The sequence below is a fragment of the Pseudomonas sp. Irchel s3h14 genome (genome assembly GCF_900187425.1).
Taxonomy (GTDB): Bacteria; Pseudomonadota; Gammaproteobacteria; order Pseudomonadales; family Pseudomonadaceae; genus Aquipseudomonas.
Map to the genome: position 1 here is coordinate 344626 of NZ_FYDJ01000003.1, position 17461 is coordinate 362086.

The following is a 17461-nucleotide window of genomic DNA, read 5'->3' on the forward strand; positions in this document are numbered from 1 at the left end:
GGAAGGATGAACCTGCTGAGCCTAGTTCAGGTTGATGACAGTTCCGGGATTTGTGTCATCAATGCGGCCGCCTTCGCGAGCAAGCCCGCTCCCACATTTGAAATGCATTCCCCCTGTGGGAGCGGGCTTGCTCGCGAAGAGGCCAGTCAGCCCACTGAAGATCCCGCGAGTGCCTTGGCCAACCGCTTCCCCCGCGCACCCGCCGCCAAATCCAACACGCCCTGATCGCGTTGCCACATCGCCGCCCAATGCTGCGGACCATCGGCCAGTGCCTGTGCCACCTCGGCCTTGAGCCCATCGAACTGCGCAAACAAGCCACCGAGCAACACATGCCCGGACGGATTATTCGGCGCCTGCCGGCTGACTTCCGCACACCCGGCCAGTAGCGCCAGTAAACGCAGTTGCAAGGCTTGCGGCCAGTCGCTGTCCTGACCGACGCCGTACAACCAGGCGGTCATGGCGCTCAGCACATAGATGTCTTCAAGGGTGCGGAACGGTTTGATGTAAGCATCCCAGCCATCCCCCGCCAACAGTTCGCACTGAGCGTTATCGAGAAACAGCCGGCCATGGCTGATGTCTGGCATCAACGGGATCGCCGGCAGTTTTTCCAGACGCACGCCCGGTTCATCGGGATAGACCACCGCCAAGCTCAGGCGCGGCTTTTCGTCAGGCGCTTCGCTGCGAGCAGCGATCAGCAGCCAATCGGCGGCATCGCCTGCGGTGACAAAATCCTTGCGCCCGCTCAGACGCAAATCGTGCAGACGGGTCTGCATGTCCGTCACCCGCAGGCTGCGCTGTTCGGTCGCGCACAAGGCGCCGAGGCTCAGCGGTGCGTTCGGCCAAAGCATGCGCAACGCCGCCTGATAGCCCACCAGAAACGCCAGTCCCGGCGTCGACATCAAACGCCCGCCGGCCACCGCCAGTTCGAACGGCGTGACGTTGCCCAACTGGTGCAACAAGGTCGCGAAACCCTCGCCCAGGTCCGGGTTGGTGGGTAAGCGATCGCGGCGGCGCAGCAGGTTTTGCCAGGGCATAAGAGGCTCCTCGTGGGCTGTCATATAAGCATCACCAAAGCTTCATGGCGATGACACCGGGGCTACATAGCCTGACTTTGCACAACACGGCTGCATAAAGAAAGTCGATCGGCTGCAACCCAAGACGGGTGACCGGCCCGTATGGAGATTCGCAATGACTCAGATCGCCCGCATCAGCGACACCGGCAATGAACGCCGCCTGCAAGCCGAACGCCTGGTGGGCGCCGAGGCCTTGCAGGAAGCCCAGGCCTTGCGCTTCAACGTGTTCAGCGGCGAATTCAACGCCAAGCTGAAAGGCGCGGAGCTGGGTCTGGACATGGATGACTATGATGTTCACTGCGCCCACATCGGCGTGCGTGACTTGAACACCGGGCGTCTGGTGGCGACTACCCGTTTGCTCGACCACACAGCCGCCAGCAGCCTGGGCAAGTTCTACAGCGAAGAAGAATTCAGCTTGCATGGCCTGGTCCATCTCAAAGGCCCGATCCTGGAAATCGGCCGCACTTGCGTCGACCCGGCCTACCGCAACGGCGGCACCATCGCCGTACTCTGGGGCGAACTCGCCGAAGTGCTGAACCAGGGCGGCTACAGCTACTTGATGGGTTGTGCGAGCATCCCGATGCAGGACGGCGGCATTCAGGCCCACGCGATCATGCAGCGCCTGCGCGAACGCTACCTGTGCACTGAACACCTGCGGGCGGAACCGAAAAAACCGCTGCCGAGCCTCGACATCCCGTCCAACGTCATCGCCGAAATGCCACCGCTGCTCAAGGCCTACATGCGTCTTGGCGCGAAGATCTGCGGCGAGCCGTGCTGGGATGAAGACTTCCAGGTCGCCGACGTGTTCATTCTGCTCAAGCGCGACGAACTCTGCCCGCGTTATGCCAAGCACTTCAAGGCGGCCGTGTGATGAGTCGGTTACGGGTGTACGCGCGGATTGCGCGAGTGTTGGTGGTGGTGGCGCTGGGTTTGAGTATGGCCAGTGTGTTTGGGCTATTCGAGCGTTTGGGGATTGCTCATTCGATGGTCCGTCGCCAGCGCTGGTCGCGATTTTTCATGGCGCGCCTGAGCAATGCCCTGCCCTTTCGCGTGACCCTGCACGGTGAATTGCCGAAGGCGCCGATGCTCTGGGTCAGCAATCATGTTTCATGGACCGACATTCCGCTGCTGGGCATGCTCACGCCGCTGTCGTTCCTGTCCAAGGCCGAAGTCCGCACCTGGCCGGTGGCGGGCTGGCTGGCGGCCAAGGCCGGCAGTTTGTTCATTCGTCGCGGGTCGGGTGACAGCCAGTTGATTCGCAAACAGATGACCCGTCATCTGGAGCAGGAACATCCACTGCTGATGTTCCCGGAAGGCACCACCACCGATGGCCGTTCGTTGCGCACTTTCCACGGTCGATTGCTGTCTGCGGCGATCGACTCCGACGTGAAGTTGCAGCCGGTGGCGATTCGTTATCTGCGCGACGGAAAGCTCGATTCACTGGCGCCGTTCATTGGCGATGATGATTTGCTCTCACACTTGATGCGCTTGTTTGCACATGATCGGGGTGAGGTGGAGATTCATTTGCTCAAGCCGATCGCGTGTGAAGGTCGCGAGCGTGCGGCACTGGCATTTGAGGCACAGCAAGCGGTGCAGAAGGCGTTGTTTGGGGAAGTGGCCAAACCGGCGGAACCACAACATGCCGGCGAACTCATCGCCGCGTAACCCCGCTTCTGTAGGAGCCGAGCTTGCTCGCGATGAACGATAACGCGGTCATCAGGTAAATCGCGGTGACCCTATCGCGAGCAAGCTTTGCTCCTACAGGGATGGGTGTCAGCGGTTTTTGGCGAAGTCCTGAAGCTGCGGATAGAACAAACGGAAGTCATCGCTCAACGGTTCATACAACACCCGCAATTCCTGCATCGCTGCAGCCAGCTCCTCCGGTCGCGTCAGTCTCCGTGAAATCCCTCGCAGCACCTGCTCAAGCACCGCAAACTCCCGATAAGAACCCAACCAGTCATTGGCCACCATGTACGGCGCAATCTGCGCCAGCCGTTCCGGCAATTGCGCCTCGGCGGACAACACCCGATACACCCCCGAAGTGAATTGCTCCAGTGGCTGATCCGAGTAAAGCGTCCAGTCCCGGGCCAGGCAATGGTCGAAAAATACGTCGAGCACGATCCCGGCGTAACGCCTGCGGGTCATGGAAAACCGTGACAACGAAACGTCCACCAACGGATGGCGGTCGGTAAAGACATCGATGCTGCGATGCAGCTGGATGGCCGCTTCGATCTCCGGATCAAACTGCCCTTGCAGCCGCCCTTTGACGAAATCGCCATACAGACTGCCGAGCAATTGACCGGGGCGCTGGCCACCGAGGTGCAGATGTGCGAGATAGTTCATGCGCGCAGCTTAGCACTGCGGCTTTGTATCGTTACACCCAGCATATCGTTATAACTCGATATACCGAATTACTCGGTCATCAGACCAAAATCATATTGGTATATCGCGAAGTATCGATTTAAAGTTCGCCTCATCGCGATATAGCGTTTTACTCATCACGAGCCCAAACCATGACCATCGACCTCGACGAAATAATAAAAGCCCTGGCACACCCAGTACGCCGAGACATCCTCATCTGGCTGAAAGACCCCAAGGTCCAATTCCCGGAACAGATCCACAACCACGAGTACGGCATTTGCGCCGGACAGATCGATCAACGCTGCGGCCTGTCGCAGTCGACCGTGTCCGCCCATTTGGCGAACTTGCAACGTGCGGGACTGATCAGCAGCCAGAAAGCCGGTCAATGGCACTTCTTCAAACGCAACGAGGACGTGATTCAGGCGTTCCTCGACGCCATCGTCAAGGAGCTCAGCGCTCCGGCAAGGAATTAACAATGCCCCTCTCGCTACTCATTCTGGCCTTGAGCGCCTTCGCCATCGGCACCACCGAGTTCGTCATCATGGGTTTGCTGCCCGATGTGGCGGCCGATCTCGGCGTGTCGATTCCCGGCGCCGGCTGGCTGGTGACCGGTTACGCCCTGGGCGTGGCCATCGGTGCGCCGTTCATGGCACTGGCCACCTCTCGATTGCCGCGCAAGGCCGCGCTGGTAGCGTTGATGGGGATTTTCATCATCGGCAACCTGCTCTGTGCAATGGCTACCGACTACAACGTGCTGATGTTTGCCCGTGTGGTCACCGCTCTCTGCCACGGTGCGTTCTTCGGTATCGGCTCGGTGGTGGCGGCGGGTCTGGTGCCGGCGAACAAGCGCGCTTCGGCCGTGGCTCTGATGTTCACCGGCCTGACTCTGGCTAACGTGCTCGGCGTTCCGCTGGGCACCGCGCTCGGTCAGGAAGCCGGCTGGCGTTCGACCTTCTGGGCGGTGACCGTGATTGGTGTGATCGCATTGATCGGCCTGATCCGCTTCCTGCCGGCCAAGCGCGATGAAGAGAAACTCGACATGCGCGCCGAACTGCGTGCTCTCAAAGGTGCCGGGATCTGGCTGTCCCTGAGCATGACCGCGTTGTTCGCTGCTTCGGTATTCACCCTGTTCACCTACGTCGCCCCGCTGCTCGGCGATGTCACTGGCGTCTCGCCCAAAGGCGTGACCTGGACCCTGATGCTCATCGGCCTGGGCCTGACGGTCGGCAACATCATCGGCGGCAAGCTGGCTGACAAAAGCATGGCCGCAACGTTGATCGGCGTCTTCATCTCGATGGCCGTGATCTCCACCGTACTGACCTGGACCAGCGTTGCGCTGATTCCGACCGAAATCACCCTGTTCCTCTGGGCCACCGCGTGCTTTGCCGCCGTGCCCGCCCTGCAAGTGAACGTCGTGACCTACGGCAAGGCCGCACCGAACCTGGTGTCGACCCTGAACATCGGCGCTTTCAATATCGGCAACGCACTGGGTGCCTGGGTCGGTGGCAGCGTCATCGCCCACGGTTTCGGCTTGACCAGCGTTCCTCTCGCGGCAGCCGCACTGGCGGTACTCGCCCTGCTGGTGACCCTGATTACTTTCCGTCAGAGCGGTAATCCCGAACTGGCTCCTGCGACTAACTGATACCTCACGAGGGTTGTACTGAAATGACGACTATTTTCGATCCGATCAAACTGGGCGACCTCGAGTTGGCCAACCGCATCATCATGGCGCCGCTGACCCGCTGCCGCGCCGACGAAGGCCGCGTGCCAAACGCGCTGATGGCCGAGTACTACGTACAACGCGCCTCGGCCGGCCTGATCCTCAGCGAGGCCACGTCGGTCACGCCGATGGGCGTCGGCTACCCGGACACCCCGGGTATCTGGTCCAACGATCAGGTGCGTGGCTGGGCTAACGTCACCAAGGCGATCCACGGCGCGGGCGGCAAGATTTTCCTGCAACTGTGGCACGTCGGTCGTATTTCCCACGGGTCGTACCTGGGCGGTGAAGCGCCGGTCGCACCGAGCGCCATTCAGCCAAAAGGCCATGTCAGCCTGGTTCGCCCACTGGCCGACTTCCCAACCCCACGCGCCCTGGAAACCGCTGAAATCGCCGACATCGTCGACGCCTACCGCGTCGGTGCCGAGAACGCCAAGGCCGCCGGTTTTGACGGTGTGGAAATCCACGGCGCCAACGGTTACCTGCTCGACCAGTTCCTGCAAAGCAGCACCAACCAGCGCACCGACAACTACGGCGGTTCCGTGGAAAATCGGGCGCGCCTGTTGCTGGAAGTGACCGATGCCGCGATCGAAGTCTGGGGCGCGGGCCGCGTGGGTGTGCACCTGTCACCCCGTGCCGATCTCCATGACATGGGCGACGACAACCTGTCCGAAACCTTCACTTACGTCGCTCGCGAACTGGGCAAACGTGGCATCGCCTTCATCTGCTCCCGCGAGAAAGAAGATGGCGATAGCCTGGGTCCACAATTGAAAGAAGCATTCGGCGGCCCGTACATCGCCAACGAGCGTTTCACCAAGGACAGCGCCAACGCGTGGCTAGCCAGCGGCAAGGCTGATGCAGTCGCTTTCGGCGTGCCGTTCATTGCCAACCCGGACCTGCCGGCACGTTTGAAGGCCGATGCGCCGCTGAACGAGCCACGTCCTGAGCTGTTTTATTCCAAGGGCGCGGTCGGCTACATCGACTACCCGGTGTTGTAAGCATCCATCCTTGAAACGCAAAAGCCCCGACTCGAAAGAGCCGGGGCTTTTTTGCAAGCGGGTTACTCACAAAATCCCTACAAATCAGGTAGCTCACTACCTATCAACCTGGCGAGCGTACGTATATAAAAGCAACCCATTGCGGTGTCGAGATGATCTTCGCCCGACTCAAGTGTTGACACTACCGGATCCAATTACGCATTTTGTTTCATTTGCACAGGCTGGGGCTCAAGCGCAGCATGTCCAACCCTGTATCGACCCAACGCTCGGCGTCGATGTGCAGTTCAAAGCTGTCGGGCGCCAACAGCCACTGATACAGGATGCCGTCGATGTACGCATGCAGGCTGATGGCTGCGCGGGCCGTATCGAGGCTTTCCGGTAACTGCCCCCGATTGACCGCATTACTCAGCGCCAGAGCGATTCGCACATTGCAATCAAGGCTGACCGCTCGACGCTGCTGGCGCAGGTCGCACATTTCATCGGTGAATTCGCACTTATGAAACAGAATCTCATTGATGCGTCGGGTTTTCGGATCCAGGGCAACTTGATGAAACAAATGAATCAGCAGCTTGCGCATGCAGCCGAGGGGGTCGAGTTCATCCTCGCTTTCGCTGGCCTTGGCCATTTCTTCCAGCGGCTCATGCAAGGTATCCAGCATGGCCTGCACCAGATCCGCCTTGTTGCTGAAATGCCAGTAGATAGCGCCGCGCGTGACCCCGGCCAGGGTAGCGATATCCGCCAGTGTCGTGCGCGCCACGCCCCTTTCGTAAAAGGCTTTTTCTGCCGCTTCCAGTATCTGGCTGCGGGTTTCTTGAGCTTCCTCTTTGGTACGACGGACCATGGCAGTACAACCTCAATCAGGATGCTTCAGCGATGCCTGAACATCCGCTGAATAAAAGTGGGGCGAGCGTTCTTGGGCGTCGTCCCCGGCCTACAATTCGAACCCTTGAACGGCTTTTGTAATGGTGTGGATACACGGCCAAGGTATTTACAAACAACCATGAACGTAAGTATATTCCTTAGCAAGCTACTTATCCACTCAGCGCACATTTTTTACCTTTCCACATTTCTAGTGCGCAATTTGCGCGCCTGACCCGAGGTTTTTCATGCAATTCAAGCCAGCTGTTACCGCTCTGGTCACCGCCCTCGCCTTGGCATCGCTGCTCAGCGGATGCAAAAAGGAAGAGGCGGCACCTGCCGCACCACCCCCTCAGGTCGGCGTCGTTACTCTGCAACCTCAAGCCTTCACCCTGACCTCCGAGCTTCCGGGCCGTACCAGCGCGTACCGCATCGCCGAAGTTCGCCCTCAGGTTAACGGCATCATTCTCAAGCGCCTGTTCAAGGAAGGCGGCGACGTCAAGGCCGGCCAGCAGCTGTATCAGATCGATCCGGCCGTTTATGAAGCCACCCTGAAAAGCGCCGAAGCCAACCTGCAGCAGACCAAGTCGATTTCGGATCGCTACAAGCAACTGGTCAACGAACAGGCCGTGAGCCGTCAGGAATACGACACAGCCCTGGCCAACCGGTTGCAATCGGAAGCCGCCCTGCAAAGCGCCCAGATCAATGTGCGTTACACCAAGGTTTACGCGCCACTCTCCGGCCGTATCGGCCGCTCGACCGTGACTGAAGGCGCGCTGGTCACCAGCGGTCAGGTCGACGCGATGGCAGTGATTCAGCAACTCGACCCGATCTACGTCGACGTCACCCAGTCTTCGGTAGAGCTGCTGGAACTGCGCCGCGAACTGGAAAGCGGTCGTCTGCAAAAATCCGGCGACAACGCGGCCAAGGTCAAGCTGACCCTCGAAGACGGCAGCCAGTACAAACAGGAAGGCAAACTCGAGTTCTCGGAAGTCTCGGTAGACAAGACCACCGGTTCCGTGACCTTGCGTGCGGTATTCCCGAACCCTGATCACACCCTGCTGCCAGGCATGTTTGTACACGCCCAATTGCAGGCCGGTGTGAACAACGCGGCGATCCTCGCCCCGCAACAAGGCGTGACCCGTGATCTCAAAGGCACCCCGACCGCGCTGGTCGTCGGTCCGGACAACAAGGTCGAACTGCGTCAGCTCAAGGCCAGCCGCACTGTCGGCAACCAATGGCTGATCGAAGACGGCCTGAAGGCCGGCGATCGTCTGATTACCGAAGGGCTGCAATACGTCAAACCTGGCGTTGAAGTAAAAGCCAGTGAAGCGACTAACGTTGGCGCAAAGAACCCGGCCCCCGCACAGGTAGCTAACAAGGCTTCCAGCGGCAAAGGGGAGTAAACCATGTCCAGATTTTTTATCGACCGTCCGATTTTTGCCTGGGTAATTGCCCTGGTCATCATGCTGGTCGGGGCACTATCGATCCTCAAACTGCCGATCAACCAATACCCAAGCATTGCGCCTCCGGCCATTGCCATCTCGGTGACCTACCCGGGCGCGTCTGCACAAACCGTGCAGGACACCGTGGTGCAAGTGATCGAGCAACAGCTCAACGGTATCGATAACCTGCGTTATGTCTCGTCGGAAAGTAACTCTGACGGCAACATGACCATTACCGCGACCTTCGAGCAGGGCACCAACTCCGATACCGCGCAGGTTCAGGTCCAGAACAAGCTGAACCTGGCCACCCCGCTGCTGCCGCAAGAAGTGCAGCAACAGGGTATCCGCGTGACCAAGGCAGTGAAAAACTTCCTGATGGTGATCGGCGTGGTGTCGCGCGACGGCAGCATGACCAAGGACGACCTGTCCAACTACATCGTGTCGAACATGCAGGACCCGATTTCGCGCACCGCCGGTGTCGGTGACTTCCAGGTCTTCGGTGCGCAGTACGCGATGCGGATCTGGCTCGACCCGGCCAAGTTGAACAACTTCAACCTGACCCCGGTGGACGTGAAAACCGCCATCGCGGCTCAGAACGTCCAGGTGTCGTCCGGCCAACTCGGTGGTTTGCCTGCCGTCGCCGGCCAACAGCTGAACGCGACGATCATCGGCAAGACCCGCCTGCAGACCGCCGAGCAGTTCAAGGCCATCCTGCTCAAGGTCAACAAGGACGGCTCGCAAGTGCGTGTCGGCGACGTGGCGGAAGTCGGTCTGGGCGGCGAAAACTACTCGATCAGCGCCCAGTTCAACGGCGCCCCGGCCTCCGGTCTGGCGGTGAAACTGGCCAACGGCGCCAACGCCCTCGACACTGCAAAAGCCCTGCGCAAGACCATCGAAACCCTGAAGCCGTTCTTCCCGGAAGGGATGGAAGTGGTGTTCCCGTACGACACCACGCCGGTGGTGACCGAGTCGATCAAGGGTGTGGTTGAAACCCTGGTCGAAGCGATCGTGCTGGTGTTCCTGGTGATGTTCCTGTTCCTGCAAAACTTCCGCGCCACCGTCATCACCACGATGACTGTGCCAGTCGTATTGCTGGGTACCTTCGGGATCCTCGCGGCGTTCGGCTTCAGCATCAACACCCTGACCATGTTCGGTATGGTGCTGGCCATCGGTTTGCTGGTGGACGACGCCATCGTCGTGGTGGAAAACGTCGAACGGGTCATGAGCGAAGAAGGCCTGTCACCCAAGGAGGCCACCAAGAAATCCATGGGGCAGATCCAGGGTGCACTGGTCGGTATCGCCCTGGTGCTCTCGGCGGTACTGCTGCCGATGGCGTTCTTCAGCGGTTCCACCGGTGTGATCTACAAGCAGTTCTCGATCACCATCGTCTCGGCCATGGCCCTGTCGGTACTGGTCGCGCTGATCTTCACCCCGGCGCTCTGCGCAACCATGCTCAAGGCGATTCCGAAAGGCGAGCACGGCACGCCGAAACGCGGCTTCTTCGGCTGGTTCAACCGCAATTTCGACCGTGGCGTCAAAAGCTACGAGCGTGGCGTGGGCAACATGCTCGCGAACAAGGCCCCGTACTTGCTGGCCTACCTCGTCATCCTGGTCGGCATGATCTGGCTGTTCACCCGCATTCCAACCGCGTTCCTGCCGGAAGAAGACCAGGGCGTATTGTTTGCCCAGGTGCAAACCCCGGCCGGTTCCAGTGCCCAGCGCACGCAAGTGGTCGTGGATGAAATGCGCGAATTCCTGCTGCGTCCGGGCAAGGACGGTGGTGAAGGCGACGCGGTGGCCTCGGTGTTTACCGTGACCGGCTTCAACTTCGCCGGCCGTGGTCAGAGTTCGGGTATGGCGTTCATCATGCTCAAACCGTGGGACGAACGTAACGCCGAAAACAGCGTGTTCAAAGTCGCGGCCCGTGCCCAACAGCATTTCTTCACCTTCCGTGACGCCATGGTGTTTGCGTTCGCACCGCCGGCGGTGCTGGAGCTGGGTAACGCCACCGGTTTCGACGTGTTCTTGCAAGACCGTGCCGGTATCGGTCACGACGCACTAATGGCTGCACGCAACCAGTTCCTTGGCATGGCGGCGCAGAGCAAGGTGCTGTCGCAAGTCCGCCCGAACGGTCTGAACGACGAACCGCAATACCAGCTGGAAATCGATGACGAGAAGGCCAGTGCCCTGGGCATCACCCTCACCGACATCAACAACACCCTGTCGATTGCCTTGGGCAGTAGCTACGTCAACGACTTCATCGACCGCGGTCGGGTGAAGAAGGTGTACGTGCAAGGCCAGCCGGGCGCGCGCATGAGTCCTGAAGACGTGAAGAAATGGTATGTGCGCAACAGCGCCGGCACCATGGTTCCGTTCTCGGCGTTCGCCAAGGGTGAGTGGATCTACGGTGCACCGAAGCTGTCGCGTTACAACGGCGTCGAAGCAATGGAAATCCTCGGTGCCCCGGCACCCGGTTATTCCACCGGTGAAGCCATGCTCGAAGTCGAAGCCCTGGCCAAGAAACTGCCGGCCGGTGTCGGTATTTCCTGGACCGGCCTGTCATACGAGGAACGGTTGTCCGGTTCGCAAGCGCCAGCGCTGTACGCCCTGTCGCTACTGATGGTGTTCCTGTGTCTGGCGGCGCTGTACGAAAGCTGGTCGATCCCGATCGCGGTGATGTTGGTGGTGCCGCTGGGGATCATCGGTGCGCTGATGGCGACCAGCCTGCGCGGCCTGTCCAACGATGTGTATTTCCAGGTGGGCCTGTTGACGACCATTGGTCTGGCGGCAAAAAACGCCATTTTGATTGTCGAATTTGCCAAGGAACTGCATGAACAAGGGCGTAGCCTGCGCGATGCCGCGGTCGAAGCCTGCCGGATGCGCTTGCGACCGATCATCATGACGTCGCTCGCTTTCGTCCTCGGTGTGGTACCACTGGCAATTTCCACGGGTGCAGGTTCGGGTAGCCAGCATGCGATCGGTACCGGGGTGATTGGCGGTATGCTCACGGCCACGATCCTGGCGATCTTCTGGGTCCCACTGTTTTTCGTCACTGTGTCGGCCATGGGGCAGCGCAAAACCGCTGACCAGGACGACGCTATTGAACCTTCTAAAGAGGCTGGCTAATGAGCAAGTCGCTACTCTCCCTGGCTGTTGCCGCTTTCGTGCTCGGCGGCTGCTCGCTGATTCCCGATTATCAGCAGCCTGAAGCACCGGTGGCGGGCCAGTACCCGCAAGGTCCGGCGTATTCGCCGGCCCAGGCGCCTGCCCAGGCTGCCGCCGAACAGGGCTGGAAGCAGTTTTTCCATGACCCGGCGCTGCAACAGCTGATCCAGGTCGCCCTGGAAAACAACCGTGACCTGCGTGTCGCGGCGCTGAACATCGACGCCTTTGCGGCTCAATACCGCATCCAGCGTGCCGATCTGTTCCCGGCCGTGTCGGCCAACGGCACCGGCAGCCGCCAGCGGGTCCCGGCTCGGGCCTCGCAGACAGGCCAAGCGGACATCACCAGTTCCTACTCGGCCACGGTTGGCATCAGCGCCTATGAACTCGACCTGTTCGGTCGGGTTCGCAGCCTGAGCGAAGAAGCGCTGCAGAAATACTTCGCCACTGAAGAAGCGCGCCGCAGTACCCAGATCAGCCTGGTGGCCAGTGTGGCCAACGCCTATCTGACCTGGCAGGCCGACAAGGAACTGCTGAAACTGACCCAGGACACCCTGGCTGCGTTCGAGGAGAGCTACAAGCTCACCGCCCGCAGCAACGAAGTGGGTGTGGCCTCGGCCCTGGACCTGGCCCAGTCTCGTACCTCGGTGGAAAACGCCCGCGCACAAATGGCCAAGTACACCCGTCAAGTCGCCCAGGATGAAAACATCCTGGTGTTGCTGCTCGGCACTGGCGTCCCGGCCAATCTGCAAGCGGCCAAGCCATTGGCTGATGACCTGCTGAGCGACGTGCCGGCCGGTCTGCCATCGGACTTGCTGCAACGTCGTCCGGACATCCTTCAGGCCGAATACAACCTGAAAGCCGCCAACGCCAACATCGGCGCGGCGCGGGCGGCGTTCTTCCCGAGCATCAGCCTGACGGCCAATGCCGGGACCCTGAGCCCGGACCTGTCCGGTCTGTTCAAGGGCGGTTCGGGCACCTGGCTGTTCCAGCCGCAGATCAACCTGCCGATCTTCAACGCCGGCAGCCTGCGCGCCAGCCTGGATTATTCAAAAATCCAGAAAGACATCGGCGTGGCCAACTACGAGAAGTCCATTCAAACGGCCTTCCAGGAAGTCGCCGACGGCCTGGCTGCCCGCCAGACCTACACCGATCAGTTGAAGGCCCAGCGTGATTTCGTCACCGCAAACCAGGACTACTACCGTCTGGCCGAGCGTCGTTACCGCATTGGTGTCGACAGCAACCTGACCTTCCTCGATGCCCAGCGCCAGCTGTTCAGTGCCCAACAGGTACTGATCACCGACCGTCTGGCGCAACTGGTCAGTGCCGTCAATCTGTACAAGGCACTGGGCGGTGGCTGGAACGAGCAGACGGCGAAGAACGAGCCGTTGAAAGAAGAAGCGCCGAAGATGAAGTTGTTCTGATAGCGCTGTAGAACAAGAAGCCCACCTTTTGGTGGGCTTTTTGTTGTCTGCGGGAAAAGGGGAGGTGTCTGGTCTGGCCCCTTCGCGAGCAAGCCCGCTCCCACACTCGACCGCATTCTTTCTGGAAGAACCCGGTTAAATGTGGGAGCGGGCTTGCTCGCGAAGGGGCCAGACCAGACAACACAAACTCTTGCCAATCTTATGTTCGATAATCGCCCAAAACCCGCTTTCGCCGATTGAACCATCCCGCCCATCCCCCGCACCATTCGTCGCACAAGACCAATAACAACAGGTTCGACACCATGCCCCCGCGCCCTGCCCTGTCCGGCTGATCCCGTTCGTTTTTATCCCGAACTCAAATTTTTGTCTGCAACCCCCCAAGTTGCGGCAGCGCCCCGTTTCACGCCTAAAAACTAGAGAGACCCGAGCACATGACACCTTCCAATACTCAATACTGGTTCCCCAGCCTCATCGCCGTTGCACTGGCCAGTACGGCTCTGCCCGCCATGGCCGAGGAGTCAGGCTTTGTCGAAGGTGCCAAGGTCAACCTGAACCTGCGCAATTTCTACATCAATCGCAATTTCACCAACCCGACCAAAACCCAGGGCAAGGCAGAAGAATGGACACAAAGCTTCATCCTCGACGCCAAGTCCGGGTTCACTCAGGGCACCGTCGGGTTCGGCATGGATGTGCTGGGGCTGTACTCGGTGAAGCTCGATGGCGGTAAAGGCACGGGCGGTACGCAGTTGCTGCCGCTGGATCACGACGGTCGCCCGGCGGACAACTTCGGTCGCACCAACGTGGCGTTCAAAGCCAAGCTGTCGCAGACCGAAGTGAAGGTGGGCGAATGGATGCCGGTGCTGCCGATCCTGCGTTCGGACGACGGTCGTTCCCTGCCGCAAACCTTCCGTGGTGGTCAGATCACCTCGAAGGAAATCAACGGCCTGACGCTCTACGGCGGCCAGTTCCGCGCCAACAGCCCGCGTGACGACAGCAGCATGAACGACATGTCGATGACCGGAAAACCAGCGTTCACTTCCGACCGTTTCAACTTCCAGGGCGGCGAATACGCCTTCAACGAGAAGCGCACCCAGATCGGTGTGTGGAACGCCGAACTCAAGGACATCTACAGCCAACAGTACGTGAATCTGATCCACAGCCAGCCCATCGGCGACTGGACCCTGGGCGCCAATCTCGGTTTCTTCTACGGCAAGGATGACGGCAGCGCCCGGGCCGGCGAGCTGGACAACAAGACCTGGTCGGGCCTGTTCTCGGCCAAATACGGCGGCAACACCTTCTATGTCGGCCTGCAAAAGCTCACCGGCGACAACGCCTGGATGCGGGTCAACGGCACCAGCGGCGGCACCCTGGCCAACGACAGTTACAACGCCAGTTATGACAATGCGAAAGAAAAATCCTGGCAGGTACGTCATGACTACAACTTCGTCGCCCTCGGCATTCCCGGCCTGACCCTGATGAACCGCTACATCAGCGGCGACAACGTCCACACCGGCACCATCACCGACGGCAAGGAATGGGGCCGCGAAAGCGAACTGGGCTACACCGTGCAGAGCGGCGCGCTAAAAGACCTCAACGTCAAATGGCGCAACTCGACCATTCGTCGCGACTTCAGCAACAACGAGTTTGATGAGAACCGGTTGATCGTCAGCTATCCGATCAGCTTGCTATAGCGCTTGCTATAGCGGAGCTCAGGCAGCGACCGCAGGATGAAAACGGTCGCCTGCCTCTCACCGCTGGTCGGTACAAACTAGCGCTTTGTGTGTTCACAGATACAGTCAGGAAGCGTGTTTAACTCTCCATTCCGATGTAGGAGCCCCTTTTTTCTTCCGTTATCTCCGGATGCTGTACGCGAAGCTGCCATGACCACGGAGGTCAGGTATGAGCAAGCGAATAGTTATCGTCGGTGGCGGCGTAGGTGGAACCATGTTGGCCAATCAACTGGCCAGCAAGCTGTATCCAGAAATCCTGCGCGGCGAAGTCTCGATTGCACTACTGTCCAATTCCCCCGATCACTACTACAAACCTGCGTTCATGTATGTGGCGTTCAATCAGTTCTTTGAAGAAGAACTCAAGCGCCCGGAACGTTCACTGTTGCGCCCGGAAATCAGCTTTTACGTCGAAGAGGTCACGCGTTTCGATTTCCCCGGACAATGCCTGAAAACCCGTAGCGGCAAGCGTTATGGCTATGACTTTCTGGTCATTGCCACCGGTTGCGTGCCCGCGCCGGAGCGCATCGAAGGCTTGAAAGAAGCCGGCGACCACTTCTACCAATATCAGCCCGCCCGGCAGTTGGCAGAACGGCTGAGCACGATCAAAAAAGGCCGGATTTTCATCACGGTGTCTTTCCCGCAGACACCCAACGTGCCGCACCAATGCGGCATTGCGCCGGTAGAAACGACGTTGATGCTCGACGACTTCCTGCATCGTCGGGGTGTGCGGGACCAGGTGGAAATCGTCTACACCTACCCGACCACGGCTCAGTTGCTGCGTAACTGCCTGTTTCTGCAACGCCCCACCGGGGAAATCCTGCCCGGCATTTTCGAGCAGAAGAACATCCGCTTCCAACGCGGCTTCACCCTCAGCCGTGTCGATCCCGAGCGAAAAATCGCCTACTCCGAAGAAGGCGAAGAGCAACCCTTCGACATCCTGATGGCGACTCCGCCGATCCGCGCTGTCGATGCGGTGCTGGAGTCCGGAGCGTCGCAAGCGCCCAACAACGAAGGTTGGCTGCCGCCCCACCACGAGACCTTGCAGGTCTACGGCCTGGAACACGTCTACGTGATTGGCGACACCGTCGATCTGCCGGTGAGCAAGGCCGGTGGTGCCTGCCATAACCAGGCGCCGGTCATCGCCAACAACATTGCCGCCGAGATTCGCCTCGGCGCGCCCAACAGCGTCTACGACGGACGGGTTCAGGCCGTGGCGCAGATGGGTCTCAACGCCGGTATGCCGCTGTGGTACGACTACGCCCATGACGTCCTGCCGACACCGCCGACCAAGCTCGGCGGTCTGCTGAGAAATGGTTTCAATCGTGGCCTGTACTGGGCGGTTGCTCGTGGAATGCTTTGATCTGCCCAGGGAGGCGTAAACCGTGACGAACCTATCAGATGAAACACTGGCGACCAGCGCTGCCGGCATGCCAGTGACGCCGGGACTCACCGCCTTGATGGCGAAAATTCAGCCGCTGATCGACGGCGGTCGACTGGACAACATTGTCGATGTGCTATCGCTGGTCTCGGACATGACCGACCTGCTGGACGCAGCAATGGTGGAAAAACTGGCGCGGCTGTTCGAAAACGCTACGGCGGCCACCTGGACAGTCAGTAACGCCGTGCGCCTGGCCAAGGCCGAGGTCGCCGCCGCCCCCGAGCCGCCGGGAGCCTATGCGTTGATCAAACTGCTGAACGAGCCGGACACGCGCAAAGGCGTGGCCGTTGTCCTGAAAACACTGAACGTCATCGGAAGACAACTGTAGCCGCCAGAGAGGACCACCTCATGAGCGTCAAACTTGAATCGGCAAGGAAAGCCTGCACCGACTGGGACGCCAAGGCGTACCAGCAGTTTTCCCGTCTCAGGCAACGACCGGTCAATGAATTGCTCGACCGTGTCGAACTCAAACAGCCCAAGCGCATCTACGACCTGGGATGCGGCACCGGCATCGCCACGCAACTGTTGGCCAAGCGTTGGCCTCGAGCGCAGTTGCAAGGCATCGACAGTTCCGGGCAAATGCTGGACGAGGCCCGTTGTCTGCCGATCAAGGCGTTGTGGAAACAGTGCGATCTACTCGACTGGCACCCCGAACAACCGGCGGACCTGCTGTTCGCCGCCGCCGTACTGCACTTCGTCAGTGGTCACGAACAGTTGTTGCCGCGACTGCTCGGCCAGCTCAATCCGGGTGGATGCCTGGCGGCGCACATGCCCGACTGGCGGGATGCGCTGTGGTATCAACTGATGCTCGACACCCTTGAAGAGGCAGGCCCCGGCGGCAAACCACTCGGCACCCCGCAGCTGCGCGAAGCCATGGCTGCACGGCCGCTGTTGTCTTTGGAAAGTTATTATCGGTTGCTCTCACCGATCACCCGGACACTGGATATCTGGGAGACTGAGCAGCTACAGGTTGTCGACGGCAAGTCGCCGATCTATGACTGGGTCAAAGTCTCGGCGCTAAGGCCGGTGATGCAGGGACTGATGGATGATGAGCAGGCGCGGTTCATCTACCACTACCTGATGCGCGTACATGCGCATTACCCGCCGGAGAGCGACGGGCACACGTTGTTTCCGTTCAAGCGGGTTTTTATAGTCGCCACCGTTGATTAAGTATCAAGGCGACTACCGTCTTCGCGAGCAAGCCCGCTCCCACATTCGACCGCATTCTCCCAGGAGGAACTCGGATAAATGTGGG

General features: G+C 59.9%; 15 protein-coding genes. 12 read left to right on the top strand and 3 right to left on the bottom strand.

What is annotated here, in order from left to right; translation table 11 throughout:
* Positions 1-146 precede the first annotated feature (146 nt).
* Complete coding sequence (locus tag CKW16_RS08315; RefSeq protein WP_095127990.1) at positions 147-1034, bottom strand: acyl-CoA dehydrogenase family protein; 888 nt, start codon at positions 1032-1034, stop codon at positions 147-149.
* Between the two features lie 154 nt (positions 1035-1188).
* Here CKW16_RS08315 and olsB point away from each other — a divergent pair, with 154 nt between their 5' ends.
* Both olsB and CKW16_RS08325 read left to right on the top strand, forming a co-directional pair.
* Positions 1189-1944, top strand: a complete 756-nt coding sequence (gene olsB / locus CKW16_RS08320) for an L-ornithine N(alpha)-acyltransferase (RefSeq protein WP_008152922.1) — start codon at positions 1189-1191, stop codon at positions 1942-1944.
* The gene (locus tag CKW16_RS08325) at positions 1944-2738 is read left to right on the top strand and encodes a 1-acyl-sn-glycerol-3-phosphate acyltransferase (RefSeq protein ID WP_095127991.1); all 795 of its coding nucleotides are present in this window, start codon (positions 1944-1946) and stop codon (positions 2736-2738) included. The genes olsB and CKW16_RS08325 overlap by 1 nt, the downstream gene beginning before the upstream one ends.
* 108 nt (positions 2739-2846) lie before the next feature.
* Here CKW16_RS08325 and CKW16_RS08330 read toward each other — a convergent pair whose 3' ends face one another.
* Complete coding sequence (locus CKW16_RS08330) at positions 2847-3416, bottom strand: ACP phosphodiesterase (RefSeq protein WP_095127992.1); 570 nt, start codon at positions 3414-3416, stop codon at positions 2847-2849.
* A 170-nt stretch (positions 3417-3586) separates the two neighbouring features.
* Here CKW16_RS08330 and CKW16_RS08335 point away from each other — a divergent pair, with 170 nt between their 5' ends.
* The 3 genes from CKW16_RS08335 to CKW16_RS08345 are packed head-to-tail and all read left to right on the top strand — an operon-like array spanning position 3587 to position 6149.
* Complete coding sequence (locus tag CKW16_RS08335; protein ID WP_095127993.1) at positions 3587-3907, top strand: helix-turn-helix transcriptional regulator; 321 nt, start codon at positions 3587-3589, stop codon at positions 3905-3907.
* A 2-nt stretch (positions 3908-3909) separates the two neighbouring features.
* The gene (locus CKW16_RS08340; RefSeq protein WP_095127994.1) at positions 3910-5076 is read left to right on the top strand and encodes an MFS transporter; all 1167 of its coding nucleotides are present in this window, start codon (positions 3910-3912) and stop codon (positions 5074-5076) included.
* Between the two features lie 23 nt (positions 5077-5099).
* Entirely contained in the window at positions 5100-6149 is a 1050-nt protein-coding gene (locus CKW16_RS08345) for an alkene reductase (RefSeq protein WP_095127995.1), read from the top strand.
* Positions 6150-6357: 208 nt separating this feature from the next.
* Here the strand turns inward: CKW16_RS08345 and emhR are convergent, their stop codons facing one another.
* A complete protein-coding gene (gene emhR, locus CKW16_RS08350) occupies positions 6358-6990 on the bottom strand; it encodes an efflux system transcriptional repressor EmhR (RefSeq protein WP_095127996.1) in 633 nt (210 codons plus the stop codon).
* 265 nt (positions 6991-7255) lie between these two features.
* Between emhR and emhA the strand changes: the two genes are divergently transcribed.
* From emhA to CKW16_RS08385, 7 genes are all read left to right on the top strand, one after another.
* Positions 7256-8413 carry an efflux RND transporter periplasmic adaptor subunit EmhA gene (gene emhA, locus CKW16_RS08355; RefSeq protein WP_095127997.1) on the top strand — a complete coding sequence of 386 codons (1158 nt, stop codon included), beginning with the start codon at positions 7256-7258 and terminating at the stop codon, positions 8411-8413.
* 3 nt (positions 8414-8416) lie between these two features.
* Positions 8417-11578, top strand: a complete 3162-nt coding sequence (gene emhB, locus CKW16_RS08360; RefSeq protein ID WP_095127998.1) for an efflux RND transporter permease subunit EmhB — start codon at positions 8417-8419, stop codon at positions 11576-11578.
* Positions 11578-13038: an efflux RND transporter outer membrane subunit EmhC gene (gene emhC / locus CKW16_RS08365; protein WP_095127999.1), complete on the top strand. Its 1461-nt coding sequence runs from the start codon at positions 11578-11580 to the stop codon at positions 13036-13038. Before emhB ends, emhC begins: the two co-directional genes overlap by 1 nt.
* Positions 13039-13469: 431 nt before the next feature.
* Positions 13470-14729: an OprD family porin gene (locus CKW16_RS08370; protein WP_095128000.1), complete on the top strand. Its 1260-nt coding sequence runs from the start codon at positions 13470-13472 to the stop codon at positions 14727-14729.
* Positions 14730-14937: 208 nt separating this feature from the next.
* Positions 14938-16128, top strand: a complete 1191-nt coding sequence (locus CKW16_RS08375) for an FAD/NAD(P)-binding oxidoreductase (protein WP_095128001.1) — start codon at positions 14938-14940, stop codon at positions 16126-16128.
* Positions 16129-16150: 22 nt separating this feature from the next.
* Positions 16151-16534, top strand: a complete 384-nt coding sequence (locus CKW16_RS08380) for a DUF1641 domain-containing protein (RefSeq protein WP_095128002.1) — start codon at positions 16151-16153, stop codon at positions 16532-16534.
* 20 nt (positions 16535-16554) lie between these two features.
* Positions 16555-17376 carry a methyltransferase domain-containing protein gene (locus CKW16_RS08385; RefSeq protein ID WP_095128003.1) on the top strand — a complete coding sequence of 274 codons (822 nt, stop codon included), beginning with the start codon at positions 16555-16557 and terminating at the stop codon, positions 17374-17376.
* Positions 17377-17461: the final 85 nt, after the last annotated feature.

What these genes read in the sequence shown, in the direction of transcription:
- CKW16_RS08315 (WP_095127990.1), bottom strand. Translation starts at nt 1,034, where the DNA reads ATGCCCTGGCAAAACCTGCTGCGCCGCCGCGATCGCTTACCCACCAAC.
- olsB (WP_008152922.1), top strand. Translation starts at nt 1,189, where the DNA reads ATGACTCAGATCGCCCGCATCAGCGACACCGGCAATGAACGCCGCCTG.
- CKW16_RS08325 (WP_095127991.1), top strand. Translation starts at nt 1,944, where the DNA reads ATGAGTCGGTTACGGGTGTACGCGCGGATTGCGCGAGTGTTGGTGGTG.
- CKW16_RS08330 (WP_095127992.1), bottom strand. Translation starts at nt 3,416, where the DNA reads ATGAACTATCTCGCACATCTGCACCTCGGTGGCCAGCGCCCCGGTCAA.
- CKW16_RS08335 (WP_095127993.1), top strand. Translation starts at nt 3,587, where the DNA reads ATGACCATCGACCTCGACGAAATAATAAAAGCCCTGGCACACCCAGTA.
- CKW16_RS08340 (WP_095127994.1), top strand. Translation starts at nt 3,910, where the DNA reads ATGCCCCTCTCGCTACTCATTCTGGCCTTGAGCGCCTTCGCCATCGGC.
- CKW16_RS08345 (WP_095127995.1), top strand. Translation starts at nt 5,100, where the DNA reads ATGACGACTATTTTCGATCCGATCAAACTGGGCGACCTCGAGTTGGCC.
- emhR (WP_095127996.1), bottom strand. Translation starts at nt 6,990, where the DNA reads ATGGTCCGTCGTACCAAAGAGGAAGCTCAAGAAACCCGCAGCCAGATA.
- emhA (WP_095127997.1), top strand. Translation starts at nt 7,256, where the DNA reads ATGCAATTCAAGCCAGCTGTTACCGCTCTGGTCACCGCCCTCGCCTTG.
- emhB (WP_095127998.1), top strand. Translation starts at nt 8,417, where the DNA reads ATGTCCAGATTTTTTATCGACCGTCCGATTTTTGCCTGGGTAATTGCC.
- emhC (WP_095127999.1), top strand. Translation starts at nt 11,578, where the DNA reads ATGAGCAAGTCGCTACTCTCCCTGGCTGTTGCCGCTTTCGTGCTCGGC.
- CKW16_RS08370 (WP_095128000.1), top strand. Translation starts at nt 13,470, where the DNA reads ATGACACCTTCCAATACTCAATACTGGTTCCCCAGCCTCATCGCCGTT.
- CKW16_RS08375 (WP_095128001.1), top strand. Translation starts at nt 14,938, where the DNA reads ATGAGCAAGCGAATAGTTATCGTCGGTGGCGGCGTAGGTGGAACCATG.
- CKW16_RS08385 (WP_095128003.1), top strand. Translation starts at nt 16,555, where the DNA reads ATGAGCGTCAAACTTGAATCGGCAAGGAAAGCCTGCACCGACTGGGAC.